The organism is Acidovorax sp. GW821-FHT09A11 (assembly GCF_059418365.1).
This window is the reverse complement of the sequence record NZ_JBWKPS010000010.1, coordinates 153,391-165,690: the sequence shown is the minus strand read 5'-3', so window position 1 is coordinate 165,690 and position 12,300 is coordinate 153,391. Positions and strand designations below refer to the sequence as shown.

The 12,300-nt window shown below is 71.0% G+C and carries 11 protein-coding genes; 6 read left to right on the top strand and 5 right to left on the bottom strand.

Annotation, left to right across the window (positions count from 1 at the left end; genetic code table 11):
* A partial coding sequence (locus AC07PV_RS21455; protein ID WP_494631265.1) for an extracellular catalytic domain type 1 short-chain-length polyhydroxyalkanoate depolymerase occupies positions 1-976 on the top strand: 976 nt, incomplete at its 5' end.
* Positions 977-1,105: 129 nt separating this feature from the next.
* Here AC07PV_RS21455 and AC07PV_RS21450 read toward each other — a convergent pair.
* From AC07PV_RS21450 to AC07PV_RS21435, 4 genes are all read right to left on the bottom strand, one after another.
* Positions 1,106-2,710, bottom strand: a complete 1,605-nt coding sequence (locus tag AC07PV_RS21450) for a methyl-accepting chemotaxis protein (protein WP_218293687.1) — start codon at positions 2,708-2,710, stop codon at positions 1,106-1,108.
* 217 nt (positions 2,711-2,927) lie between these two features.
* Positions 2,928-4,034 carry an AI-2E family transporter gene (locus AC07PV_RS21445; protein WP_255591842.1) on the bottom strand — a complete coding sequence of 369 codons (1,107 nt, stop codon included), beginning with the start codon at positions 4,032-4,034 and terminating at the stop codon, positions 2,928-2,930.
* Between the two features lie 40 nt (positions 4,035-4,074).
* Positions 4,075-5,118 (bottom strand): phosphoribosylformylglycinamidine cyclo-ligase, encoded by a 1,044-nt coding sequence (purM, locus tag AC07PV_RS21440; RefSeq protein WP_218293688.1) that lies wholly within the window; start codon positions 5,116-5,118, stop codon positions 4,075-4,077.
* 77 nt (positions 5,119-5,195) lie between these two features.
* Positions 5,196-6,416, bottom strand: a complete 1,221-nt coding sequence (locus AC07PV_RS21435; RefSeq protein ID WP_218341715.1) for an MFS transporter — start codon at positions 6,414-6,416, stop codon at positions 5,196-5,198.
* Positions 6,417-6,685: 269 nt separating this feature from the next.
* Between AC07PV_RS21435 and hda the strand changes: the two genes are divergently transcribed.
* From hda to folK, 4 genes are all read left to right on the top strand, one after another.
* Positions 6,686-7,384: a DnaA regulatory inactivator Hda gene (gene hda, locus AC07PV_RS21430; RefSeq protein ID WP_218293690.1), complete on the top strand. Its 699-nt coding sequence runs from the start codon at positions 6,686-6,688 to the stop codon at positions 7,382-7,384.
* 38 nt (positions 7,385-7,422) lie between these two features.
* Positions 7,423-8,133: a histidinol-phosphatase gene (locus AC07PV_RS21425; protein WP_218341714.1), complete on the top strand. Its 711-nt coding sequence runs from the start codon at positions 7,423-7,425 to the stop codon at positions 8,131-8,133.
* Between the two features lie 42 nt (positions 8,134-8,175).
* Positions 8,176-9,783 (top strand): polynucleotide adenylyltransferase PcnB, encoded by a 1,608-nt coding sequence (gene pcnB, locus AC07PV_RS21420; RefSeq protein WP_218293692.1) that lies wholly within the window; start codon positions 8,176-8,178, stop codon positions 9,781-9,783.
* 75 nt (positions 9,784-9,858) lie between these two features.
* The gene (folK, locus tag AC07PV_RS21415; protein ID WP_218341713.1) at positions 9,859-10,389 is read left to right on the top strand and encodes a 2-amino-4-hydroxy-6-hydroxymethyldihydropteridine diphosphokinase; all 531 of its coding nucleotides are present in this window, start codon (positions 9,859-9,861) and stop codon (positions 10,387-10,389) included.
* A 111-nt stretch (positions 10,390-10,500) separates the two neighbouring features.
* On the opposite strand, the gene AC07PV_RS21410 is transcribed toward folK, so the two are convergent.
* A complete protein-coding gene (locus AC07PV_RS21410) occupies positions 10,501-11,139 on the bottom strand; it encodes a cysteine hydrolase family protein (RefSeq protein ID WP_492254790.1) in 639 nt (212 codons plus the stop codon).
* A gap of 122 nt (positions 11,140-11,261) precedes the next feature.
* Between AC07PV_RS21410 and AC07PV_RS21405 the strand changes: the two genes are divergently transcribed.
* Positions 11,262-12,263 (top strand): GlxA family transcriptional regulator, encoded by a 1,002-nt coding sequence (locus AC07PV_RS21405; RefSeq protein ID WP_494631263.1) that lies wholly within the window; start codon positions 11,262-11,264, stop codon positions 12,261-12,263.
* Positions 12,264-12,300 lie beyond the last annotated feature (37 nt).

Here is a 12,300-nt window from a genome sequence, read left to right as displayed (position 1 = left end):
GGCTGGAGCGGCGGCACCCGGCGCGCGCGCGCCGCGCAGCGCCGCCGTGCGGGGCGAATGGCTGGCGGGGGTGGCGCCGGGGCCCGCGGGGGCGCGGTGTTACCACCTCTACATCCCGCCGGGGCTGGCGCCCAGGCCGGGTGAGCGTTTTCCGCTGCTGGTCATGCTGCACGGCTGCGGCCAGACGGGGCGCGATCTGGCCATCGCATCGCGCATGAACCGGCTGGCCGCGCGCGAGCGGTTTCTGGTGCTGTACCCCGAGCAGGAGCGCGTGGCCAACGCGCACGGCTGCTGGAACTGGTTCGAGCGCCGCAGCGGCAAGGCACAGGCCGAAGCCGCCACGCTGCTGGCCGCCGTGGACAAGGTCGCGCGCCGCCAGCCCGTGGACCTTGCCCGCGTGGCGGTGGCGGGCCTCTCGGCCGGCGCGAGCATGGCGGTGCTGATGGCCGCGCTGTATCCCCACCGGTTCTGCGCCGTGGCCATGCACTCGGGCGTGGCGCCGGGCACGGCCGAGTCCGCGGCCACCGCCATCGCGGCGATGCACGGGCGGCGCGAGGCGCAGCTGCCCGAGCCCCTGCTGCGGCGCGTGGCCAAGGCGCCGGCCATCGTGGCCGGTGGTGCGGCGCCCATCCCCGCGCTGCAGCCCGTGCTGCCTTCGCTGCTGGTGCTGCATGGGGACGCGGACGGCGTGGTGTCGGTGCGCAACGCCGCGGCCACGGCGGTGCTGTGGGCCCAGGCGCTGGGCGCGCGCGCCGGAGCGGTGCGCACCCTGCAGCGTGGCCAGCGGCACGCCATGCAGGTCACGGAATACAAGGCCCGGGGCCGCACGGTGGTGGCGCTGCGCGAGGTGGTGGGCCTGGCCCATGCGTGGAGCGGCGGCGCGGCCCACCAGCCGTACAGCGATCCGGCGGGGCCTGATGCCTCGGCCCTGGTCTGGGCCTTCGTGGCGCGGCAGTTCGATCGCAGGCGGGTTTGAATGAAATGGCGTCCGGGCGCTTGCTGGATAAGCGCTGAATGCTATTGATTATGTAGCAAAAGAGTCGCGCGGCGTGCCATGGCCGGGCGGTGCGCGAGAAGGACGCGCGCGCGGTGCGAAGCCCCGCCGTCAGCGCAGCTGGCGCGGCGCCGCGGCCGCGGGCAGGGAGGGCGCCGCGTGGCCGGCGCCATGCGCGCCGTTCAGGTGAAAGGCCGCGACCACCTGCTTGAGCTCGTGCGCCTGCTGCTGCAGCGCGGCGGCGGCGGCGGTGGCCTGCTCGACCAGCGCCGCGTTCTGCTGTGTGCCCTGGTCCATCTGCGCGATGGCCTCGTTGATCTGCTCGATGCCGTCGGTCTGCTCGCGGCTGGCCTGGCTGATCTCCTCGATCACGGCCGACACGCGCAGCACGCTGTCCACCACGTCCTGCATGGTGGCACCGGCCTCCTGGGCGAGCTGGGCGCCGGCTTTCACCTGCTCGGCGGAGTTCCCGATCAGGGCCTTGATTTCCTTGGCGGCTTCGGACGAGCGCTGCGCCAGGCTGCGCACCTCAGTGGCCACCACCGCGAAGCCCCGGCCCTGTTCCCCGGCGCGCGCCGCTTCCACGGCGGCATTGAGGGCCAGGATGTTGGTCTGGAACGCGATGCCTTCGATCACACCGGTGATGTCGGACACCTTGCGCGACGAGGCGTCGATGGACCCCATGGTCTGCACCACCTTCTCCACCACCGCGCCGCCCTTGCGCGCCACGTCGGAGGCGGACTGCGCCAGCACGCTGGCCTGGTGGGCGTTGTCGGCGTTCTGCTTGACGTTGGAGGTCATCTCCTCCATCGACGCCGCCGTCTGCTCGAGCGCGCTGGCCTGCGATTCGGTGCGCGCGGAGAGGTCCTGGTTGCCGGACGCGATCTGCTGCGAGGCGCTCGCGATGTGCTCGGTGCCGTCGCGCACGCGCTGCACGATGCGGTGCAGGCTGCCCTGCATGCCCTGCATGTCCAGCAGCAGGCTGGAGCGATCGCCCTCCCGGGTCTCCACCGACACCGACAGGTTGCCCTCGGAAATGCTGCGGGCGATGGTGCGCGCGTAGCCGGGCTCGCCGCCCAGCTGGCGCAGCAGGTTGCGCGAGATCAGCGTGCCCACCACCAGCAGCGCCGCGCCCAGCAGCAGCGCCACGGCACCAAAGCCCAGCGCGCGCTGCCAGATGGCGGAATTGACCGTGTCGATGTACACCCCCGAGCCGATGACCCAGCCCCAGGGCGCGAATCCCTTCACGTACGAGGTCTTCTCCACCGGCGTGTCGCTGCCGGCCTTGGGCCACAGGTAGGGCACGAAGCCCGCGCCGCCGGCCTGCACGGTGCGCACGAACTCGACGAACAGCTGTTTGCCGTTGGGGTCCTTGTTGGCGGTGAGGTCCTGGCCGTTCAGCTCGGGGCGGATGGGGTGCATCACCATGCGCGGGTGCATGTCGTTGATCCAGACATACTCGTTGCCGCTGTAGCGCAGCGCCTGGATGGCCGCCGCCGCGCGCTTGCGGGCCTCGTCATCGGGCATACCGCCCTTGGTGCTCAGGTCGTGGAAATGCGTGGCGATGCCGTGCGCCGCCTCCACGACCTGGCGCACGCCGGTCTGGCGTTCTTCCAGGATCAGCTGGCGCTCCGACACCAGGAACCATGCTGTCATCACCACGATGCCGAGGATCGCGCTCAGCACCAGAAGGGCCAGTTTTCTTGCGATGGTCATGGGAAGCCTTTACAACGGGAAGGTCTGGACGCGGTGGTCCTGCGGGCTGCACGGCACTGTCAGGCAGGGTACTGCCGCAGCCTTTGCGCAAGCCTTGGCGAAAACCCGCATGAGCAGGGCACGGCCGGCGAAAGAAGGCGGCCCAGGCGGGGCCCGGGGCGGGGATGGCGCCGGCGTTGTCCGGCCCCGGCACCCCCGGCGCGGGGGGGCGCGGCGTCTACACGAGCCGCGCCGCCACCAGTTCCTTCTTGAGGTAGGCGTAGAACAGCGGCGCCGCGACCAGCCCCGCGGGACCGAAGACGGCCTCGGCCACGAACATCACGCTGAGCAGCTCCCACACCCCCATCTGCGTGCGGCGGCCCACCACCTTGGCGTTGATGACGTATTCGGCCTTGTGGATGAGGATCAGAAAGCCCAGGCAGGCGGCAGCGGCCAGCGGCGATACCGACAGGCCCACGATGGTGATCACCACGTTGCACACCAGGTTGCCCACGATGGGCACGAGCCCGGCCACGAAGGTGAAGGTGATGAGCACGGTCGTGTAGGGCAGCGCCAGGCCCCACAGCGGCAGCACGAACAGCAGGAACAGCGCCGTGAGCAGCGTGTTGAATGCCGCGATCCAGAACTGCGCCGCCACGATCTGGCGGAACGCCTCGCCGAACAGCGTGATGCGCAGCTTCAGCTGCTGGGCCAGCGGCCCCCGCGCCAGGGCAGGCGGGCGCACGGCGGCCAGCGCGCCGATCAGCAGGCCCACATAGGCAAACAGCAGGCCGGCCAGCCAGGCGCGCCCCGCCATGGCCAGCGCACCCGCCTTGGCGCCCAGGTAGCCGGCGATGATGCGCTGGATTTCCGCCGCGCCTTCCGGCAGGTGGGCCGCGACGTCGGCGGGCAGCTTCAGGCGCAGTTCCAGCACGGTGCGCGCCATGTAGTCCAGCAGCTCGCGGTACTGCTGGGGCGCATCGACCAGGTAGCCCCGCGAATGGGTGAGCCCCGCCGCCAGCAGGGCCAGGGGCAGCAGCATGACCAGGCCGGCGGCCACGACCTGGGCCGCCCGCACGCTGCCGGCGGAGGGCGTGGCCTGGCGCTGCGCCCGGCCCAGGCCGTGGGCGAACCAGCGCGTGAGGGCGCGGGTGAGCAGGAAGCCCAGGCACACGCACAGCAGGCCCGGGAGCAGGCCGCGCCACATCACCAGCAGCAGCACGGCCGCCACCAGCAGGTAGCTGGCCACCACGATGCCCCGGGTCAGGGTGCGCGGCGGCAGCGTGGCGGGCGTGGGTTCTGGCGGCGCAGAGGAGAGGGGGGCCGAAGGGGGACGCTGCGCCATGCGCGGAAGCGGGCTGGGGTGGTGGGGCGAAGTCGATCGGTCAGGCCACGACCACGGCGGCGCCATCGCCGCGCGGCGCGATCGCACCGATGGTGTACACCTTCTCGCCCGCGGCGGCCAGCGTGGCGGCCGTGGCGGCGGCGTTGGCGGCGTCCACCACCACCACCATGCCGATGCCGTTGTTGAAGGTGCGGTTCATCTCGATGTCGTCGATGCCGGCGGTCTTCTGCAGCCAGGCGAACAGCTCGGTCTGGGGCCAACTGCCCTTGGTGAGATGGGCGGCCGTGCCGTCGGGCAGCACGCGCGGGATGTTCTCCAGCAGCCCGCCGCCGGTGATGTGGGCCAGGGCCTTGATGGGGTGGGCGGCCAGCGCGGCCAGCACGTTCTTCACGTACAGGCGCGTGGGTTCCATGATGGCCTGCTTGAAGGGCTTGCCGTCCAGCGTGGCGGGGGCGGTGGCCCCTGCGCGGTCGATGCACTTGCGCACCAGCGAGAAGCCGTTGGAATGCACGCCCGCCGAGGCCAGGCCCAGCACCACGTCGCCGGGGGCCACGTCCCTGCCGGTCAGGATCTTCGACTTTTCGACCGCACCGACCGCGAACCCGGCCAGGTCGTATTCGCCGGCGGGGTACATGCCCGGCATTTCGGCCGTTTCCCCGCCGATCAGGGCGCAGCCCGAAAGCTCGCAGCCCCGGGCGATGCCGCCGACCACGGCCGCGGCCGTGTCCACGTCGAGCTTGCCGCAGGCGAAGTAGTCGAGGAAGAACAGGGGCTCGGCGCCCTGCACCAGCACGTCGTTCACGCTCATGGCCACCAGATCGATGCCCACGGTGTCGTGCATGTTCCACTCGAACGCCAGCTTGAGCTTGGTGCCCACGCCGTCCGTGCCGGAGACCAGCACGGGCTCCTTGTAGCGCTTGGGCACCTCGAACAGGGCGCCAAAGCCGCCGATGCCCGCCAGCACGCCTTCGCGCATGGTCTTCTTGGCCAGCGGCTTGATGCGCTCGACCAGGGCGTCGCCCGCGTCGATGTCAACGCCGGCGTCTTTGTACGAAATGGGGGTGGAGGGGGCAGAAGAGCTCATGGGTGGTGTGGTGCAGATAGGCCCGCGCGGCGGGCTGGAATCCGGGGATTTTAAGGGGCATGCCCCGCCGTGCCTCCTCAGCCCTGTGCCGGCGGGGGCTTTGGGGTGGCGCGGCGGGCCGCGGCGGCCTGCAGCAAGACGCCCGCCAGCGCCAGGGCTGCAAAGCACATTCCGGCGCCGAAGGTGGCGCTGGCGCCCCACTGGTCCCACAGCAGGCCGGCCAGCGCGCTGGCCACCAGCAGGGCCAGGCCGCTGACCAGGTTGAACATGCCGAAGGCCGTGCCGCGCAGGTCGGCGGGGGCGGTATCGGCCACCATCGTGGCCAGCAGGCCCTGCGTCATGGCCATGTGCAGCCCCCACAGGGCGATGCCCAGCCAGGCGGCGATGCCCTGGCCGGTGAAGGCCAGCAGCGCATCGGCGGCGATCAGCACCACCAGCCCCCCGGCGAGCAGCGTGGTGTGCCGGGCCGTGTCGGAGAGCTTGCCGAGCGGGTACGCGCCCAGCGCGAAGACCACGTTCATCAGCACCAGCACCAGGGGTGTCAAGGCGAGGGGCAGGCCGCCTTGCTGCATGCGCAGCACCAGGAAGGCTTCGCTGAAGCGGGCCAGGGTGAACACCGCGCCCAGGGCCACCACCCCCCAGTAGGCGGGGCCCAGCCGCCGCAGGCTCTCGCGGCGGATGGGGTTGGCGCGGGCGGCGCCGGCGGGGCGCTCCGGCTCGCGCACGCCCACGACGAGCAGCACCACGCACAGCGCGGCCGGGAGCACCGCCACCCAGAAGACCGCACGGAAATCGTTGGCCCAGAGCAGCATCAGCCCCATGGCGAGCAGCGGGCCCAGAAAGGCGCCCACGGTGTCGAGCGACTGCCGCAGTCCGAAAGCCGCGCCGCGCATGCCGGGCGGGGCCAGGTCGGCCACCAGCGCATCGCGGGGCGCGCCCCGGATGCCCTTGCCCACGCGGTCCAGCAGCCGCGCCGCCACCACCAGGCCGACGGTGGTGGCCAGCGCGAACAGCGGCTTGGACAGGGCGCCGAGCCCGTAGCCCAGGATGGCCAGCGGCTTGCGCCGGCCCCACCAGTCGCTCAGGACGCCCGAGAACACCTTCAGGATGAGGGCCGTGGCCTCGGCCGCGCCCTCGATGAGGCCCACGGTGAGCATGCTGACCCCCAGCGCCGCGACCATGAAGACGGGCAGCAGGCTGTGGATCATTTCGGACGAAATGTCCATGAGCAGGCTCACCAGGCCCAGGGCCCAGATGCTGGCCGGCAGGCGCTTGGAGGGGGAGGGTGGAAGGGCCATGGGTGCTGACGAGGCAGAGCGTGGGGAAGCCGGCGGCCGAAGGGGGCCGGCGGCAGACTAAAATCGGCTCCATTGTCGTTGCCGGGCCTCTTCGCAAGGAGTTCCTGCCCTGGCAACGGGCCGTCGGCCACCACTTTCGCCGCACCCGCCGCAGTCACCTACGGCCGGGCGCTTCCAACTTCATCCGTGATGCTGCTGCTGATCCCTTCCTTGTCTGCCGCTCCCGCACTGAATGCCACGGGCCTGGCCATGCTGCCCGGGTGCCGCGCATGAAGCAGCTGGCGCTGGACATCGGCCTGGCCACCGGCCCCACCCTGGCCCGTTTTTTCGCGGGCCCCAACGAGGCGGCCCTGCAGCACCTGCGCCTGGCGGTGGGCGAGGGCAGCAGCCAGGCCACCCGCTCGCCGGTGCCCACCTACCTCTGGGGCGAGCCCGGCAGCGGCAAGACGCACCTGCTCACGGCCGTGCGCCACGCCCTGCGCGAGCAGGGTGCCAGCGTGGGCTGGCTCGACCCATCGGTGGCCGAGCCGCCGGATTTCGATGAGCGCTGGGCCGCCATCGTCATGGACGACGTGCACCTGTACAGCACCGCCCAGCAGGCCACGGCCTTCAACTGGTTCGTGAATGCCATCAGCCCGGCCAGCGGCAGCCAGCGCTGGGTGCTGGCCGCGGGCGACCTGCCGCCGGCCGACCTGCCCCTGCGCGACGACCTGCGCAGCCGCCTGGGCTGGGGCCATGTGTTCCAGCTGCAGCTGCTGGGCGAAGCCGAGCGCCGCTCCGTGCTGCGCCAGGAAGCCGACGCGCGCGGCGTGTTCCTGGGTGACGAGGTGATGGACTACATGCTCAACCGCTTCTCGCGCGACCTGGGCAGCCTCATGCAGCTCTTGGACCAGCTCGACGCGTTTGCCTTGCGCACCCAGCGCGCCATCACGATTCCCTTGCTCAAGACGATGCTGGAATCGGAATGACGCCGACCCATGCGCCCCCTTTTTATCTGTGAACCTGAATGACTTCTGAACCCCGCCGCCTGCGGCTTGCGCTGTTTGACCTGGACCACACGCTGCTGCCGCTCGACTCCGACTACGAGTGGGGCGAGTTCACCATCCGCATCGGCTGGAACGACCCCGTGGAGTTCGCGCGCCGCAACGACGAGTTCTACGCCCACTACCAGGCGGGCACGCTCGACGTGCACGACTACGTGCGCTTCGCGACCGAGGCCGTGCGCCTGCGCGGCCCCGAGGCGGCGGCGGCCGCGCACCTGCAGTTCATGCGGGACGTGATCGGCCCGGCCATCCAGCCCCAGGCGCTCAGCCTCATCCGCCAGCACCAGGCGGCTGGCGACGAGGTGCTGATCGTCACCGCCACCAATGAGTTCGTGACCACTCCCATCGCCCAGGCGCTGGGTGTGCAGCAGCTGCTGGCCGTGCAGCTGGCGCGCGACGCCAGCGGCTGGTACACCGGCGAGATCGACGGCATTCCCACCATGCGCGAAGGCAAGGTGCGGCGCATGGAACAATGGCTGGCCGAGCGGCAACTCGGCTGGGGCGATGTCGACAGCACGTTCTACAGCGATTCCATGAACGACGTGCCCCTGCTGGAGAAGGTGAACCACCCGGTGGCCACCAATCCCGACCCGCGCCTGCGGGCCCTGGCCCAGGAGCGCGGCTGGCGCATACTGGATCTGTTCACGGCCCCAGCCGGCCAGGATGCCGCCTGACACCTGCGCCCCGCGCCAGACCCCCCTGATTACTCCCTACCCATGATCAAGAAGTTCATCGACAAACTGCTGGGCAAATCGACGCCCGGCACCTCGGGCGGCAAGCCGCATTTCGGCAAGCGCGAAGAGGTGCCCGCCTCGGTGCACGGCATCAACCCCGAGCTGGTGGACCGCCGGGCCGCCGAGGTGGTGGCCACGCTCAAGCAGGCGGGCTTCGAGGCCTACATCGTGGGCGGCGCCGTGCGCGACCTGCTGCTGGGCCTGCGCCCCAAGGACTTCGACGTGGCCACCAACGCCACGCCCGAGCAGGTCAAGGGGCTGTTCCGCCGCGCCTTCATCATCGGCAAGCGCTTTCGCATCGTGCACGTGGTGCACGGACGGGGCCGCGAGCACGAGGTGATCGAGGTGTCCACCTTCCGCGCCTACCTCGACAACGCCGCCGCAGGCCAGGTGGCGGGCAACGAAAAGACCAGCAAGGCCCAGCTGTCGGGCATGCAGCATGCCGTGGACGCCAGCGGCCGCGTGCTGCGCGACAACGTCTGGGGCCCGCAGGACGAAGACGCCACGCGCCGCGACTTCACCGTGAACGCCATGTACTACGACCCGGTGAGCCAGATTGTGGTGGACTACCACAAGGGCCTGCAGGACGCCAAGAAGAAGACGCTGCGCATGATCGGCGATCCGGCCACGCGCTACCGCGAAGACCCGGTGCGCATCATCCGCGCCGTGCGCTTCGCGGCCAAGCTCAGCCCCCTGGGGTTCAGCATCGACGCCAAGTCGGCCGCGCCGCTGGTGCAGTCGCAGGCCCTGCTGGCCGAGGTGCCGCAAAGCCGCATGTTCGACGAAATGCTCAAGCTGCTGCAGACGGGGCACGCCATTGCCACCATCGAACAGCTGCGCAAGCTGGGCATGGCCAAGGGCATCTACCCGCTGCTGGACGTGGCCGTGGAGCGCGCCGACACGCCGTTTGTGAAGGCTGCCCTGGTGGACACCGACCGCCGCGTGAACGAAGGCAAGCCCGTGGCCCCGAGCTTCCTGCTGGCCTGCGTGCTGTGGGAAGACGTGCGCAATGGCTGGCAGGAGCGCCTGAACCAGCGCCAGCATCCGCTGCCCGCGCTGCAGGAGGCCATCGACGAGGTGTTCGACAAGCGCATCGGCGACGTGTCGGGCCGCGGCAAGCTGGCGGCCGACATGCGCGAGATCTGGGTCATGCAGCCGCGCTTTGAAAAGCGCGTGGGCAACACCCCGTTCGGCATGGTGATGCAGCCGCGCTTTCGCGCCGGGTTCGACTTCATGCGCCTGCGCGCCGATGTGGGCGAGGTGGAGGAGGCGCTGGCCGAATGGTGGCAGGACTTCCAGGCGGCCGACGACGAACGCCGTGACGACCTGATGGACCAGGCCAAGGAAGAGCAGAAAGCCCGCCAGAAAGCCCAGCCGGTGGTCAAGCGTGTGCCGCGCCAGGCCCCTGCAGCCGGGCCAAGGGCTGCGGGTGGGGCGGACGCGGAGGGGGATGGGGATGCCGCCCAGGGCGCGGCCGACTTTCCTTCCGAGGGCGGCGCTCCCAAGAAGCGCCGCCGCCGCCGCCGCAAGCCCGGCGGGGGCGACGGTGGGGCGGGCCCCGGCGGGTCCGGTTTCGCGGTGGATGCCTGACCCGCTGCGGTCCGATGCCGTGCGCCCCGGCACCGCGCAGGCCCTGGTGCCCATGAAGGGCCACCGGAAGAACCGATGACACCGATCCAGCCCACGGCCGCTCGCCCGCCACCCCTGGCAAGCACCGGCAGCACGGCCTACATCGGCCTGGGCGCGAACCTGGGCGACGCCCCTGCCGCGCTGCGCTCCGCCGTGCAGGCCATTGCCGCCTTGCCGGCCACCCGGGTCCTGCGGTGGTCGTCGCTGTACCGCAGCGCGCCCGTGGATGCCGCCGGCCCGGACTATCACAACGCCGTGGTGGCCGTGCAGACCGCGCTGTCACCCCACGGCTTGCTGGCCGCGCTTCAGGCCATCGAGGCCGCGGCCGGCCGCGAGCGCCCCTACCGCAACGCGCCCCGCACGCTGGACCTGGACATCCTGCTCTTTGGCGGGCAGGTGCTCGACACCCCCGCACTCACCGTGCCCCACCCGCGCCTGCGTGAGCGGGCCTTCGTGCTGCTGCCCCTGGCCGAGATAGCGCCAGAGCAGGTCCACCCCGCATGGCTGGCGGCGGTGCAGGACCAGCACATCGAGCGGCTGCCAGCCGCATGGTGCGAGGCCGTGTAGCCTTTCCGCTCCGCTTTCCGCAAAGCGGTAGCTGGCGTGGCACGGGCCCCGCGCCGCCACGTCCCGGATGTGAAGCGCACGCGTGGGCAGGCGCAGGGGCGCCTCAGGGGCTCACCCTTGCCTGGCGCGCTGGTTCGAGGCAAACACGTTGTCCTTGGGCAAGGCCTGGCCCGCCTGCACGGCCGCCACCCAGTCGCGGGTCGAAGCGGCGGCGGCAAAGTTGCTGTGGAACACCACGCTGAACACACGGTGGATTTCCTCGGCGCTGGCGCTGCCCGCCGCATTGGCATAGGGCAGGGCGCCGCTCGCGTCGCTCAGGAACTCCACGGCCAGCCCCCGGTGCGAGGCCTCGTAGATGGTGCTGGCATCGCAGTTGTGCGTCATGTAGCCCACCACGGTCAGGGTGTCGATGCCACGCCCGGCCAGCCACTCGGCCAGGCCGGTGTTCGTGAAGGCGCTCGCCATGCCTTTTTCGATGTGGTGGTCGGCAGGGCGGCGCGCCACTTCGGGGTGCAGTTGCCAGCGCTCGGTGGCCTTGTCGAACACCGGGGCACCCGATGGCGCGGTGTGCTGTACCACGACCACCGGCACACCGGCCGCGTGGGCGGCATCCATCGCGCGGGCGATGTTGGGCAGCGTGTCGGCCACGGGCGGGTACTCGATGGGCAGGTTGCCGCCCGCGAAATACTCGTTCTGCACGTCGATGACGATCAGGGCGCGGCGCGGAGCGGTGGTGGAAGAGGAGGTCATGGTCACAGTCCTTTGATGGGGTGAAAGAAATGGGTTGCGGGGAAGGAATGGAGTGATTGTTCGCGTGGCCGCCCGTCCTTGAAAGTGGCTTGATTGACACTCATCGATAGAATCAGGCCATCGTGCCCCATCCTGCCCAATCCTCCATCCGCCTGGTTTCCTCCTCTGCCCCGGACACCGTGGCGGTGGTGGCCTTCGACGGCATCAGCCCCTTCCACCTCTCGGTGCCCTGCCTCGTGTTTGGCGAGGACCGCACGGCCGAGGGCATCAACCGCTACAAATTGGTGGTGTGTGGCATGGCGCCGGGCCCGCTGCGCACCTCCGCCGGGTTCGGCATCGAGGTGGGCCATGGCCTCAAGGTGCTGCGGCGTGCACAGACCATCGTCGTGCCTTCCTGGCGCGACGATCTGGCGCCCGTGCCCCCGGCATTGCTGGCCGCGCTGCGGGCCGCGCACCGCCGGGGTGCGCGCATCGTGGGCCTGTGCCTGGGCGCTTTTGTGCTGGCCGAGGCGGGGCTGCTGGATGGCCGCACCGCCACCACGCACTGGGCGCTGGCGGCCCAGTTCGCCCAGCGCTATCCGCGCGTGCAGCTCAAGCCCGAGGTGCTGTACGTGGAGGACGGGCTGGTGCTCACCTCGGCCGGCACGGCGGCGGGCATCGACTGCTGCCTGCACCTGCTGCGCCAGCAGCACGGCGCCGAGGCCGCCAACCGTGCCGCGCGCCGCATGGTGGTGGCGCCCCACCGCCAGGGCGGCCAGTCGCAGTACATCCAGCAGCCCGTGGCGCCGTCGGTGCGGGGCGACCGGCTGGCGCCGCTGCTGCAGTGGCTGGGCGAGCACCTGCACGAAACCCACACCCTGGAGGCCCTGGCCGAGCGCGCGGTGATGAGCCCGCGTACCTTCACGCGCCGCTTTCGCCAGGTCACCGGCACGACGGTGGGCCAGTGGCTGCAGAACCAGCGCGTCGCGCTCGCGCAGCAGCTGCTGGAGGGTGGAGACCTGTCCGTCGAGGCCGTGGCCATCGAGGCCGGCTTCGGCTCGGCCGTATCGCTGCGGCAGCACTTCGCCGCCACGCTGGGCATTGCGCCGTCGGCGTACAGGCAGCAGTTCCGCAGCACTGGCTAGCGGCGGATGCTATCGACGGGATGGAGTCGGGCCGGGT

What these genes read in the sequence shown, in the direction of transcription:
- hda (WP_218293690.1), top strand. Translation starts at nt 6,686, where the DNA reads ATGAAGCAGCTGGCGCTGGACATCGGCCTGGCCACCGGCCCCACCCTG.
- pcnB (WP_218293692.1), top strand. Translation starts at nt 8,176, where the DNA reads ATGATCAAGAAGTTCATCGACAAACTGCTGGGCAAATCGACGCCCGGC.
- purM (WP_218293688.1), bottom strand. Translation starts at nt 5,118, where the DNA reads ATGAGCTCTTCTGCCCCCTCCACCCCCATTTCGTACAAAGACGCCGGC.
- AC07PV_RS21435 (WP_218341715.1), bottom strand. Translation starts at nt 6,416, where the DNA reads ATGGCCCTTCCACCCTCCCCCTCCAAGCGCCTGCCGGCCAGCATCTGG.
- AC07PV_RS21450 (WP_218293687.1), bottom strand. Translation starts at nt 2,710, where the DNA reads ATGACCATCGCAAGAAAACTGGCCCTTCTGGTGCTGAGCGCGATCCTC.
- folK (WP_218341713.1), top strand. Translation starts at nt 9,859, where the DNA reads ATGACACCGATCCAGCCCACGGCCGCTCGCCCGCCACCCCTGGCAAGC.
- AC07PV_RS21410 (WP_492254790.1), bottom strand. Translation starts at nt 11,139, where the DNA reads ATGACCTCCTCTTCCACCACCGCTCCGCGCCGCGCCCTGATCGTCATC.
- AC07PV_RS21445 (WP_255591842.1), bottom strand. Translation starts at nt 4,034, where the DNA reads ATGGCGCAGCGTCCCCCTTCGGCCCCCCTCTCCTCTGCGCCGCCAGAA.
- AC07PV_RS21425 (WP_218341714.1), top strand. Translation starts at nt 7,423, where the DNA reads ATGACTTCTGAACCCCGCCGCCTGCGGCTTGCGCTGTTTGACCTGGAC.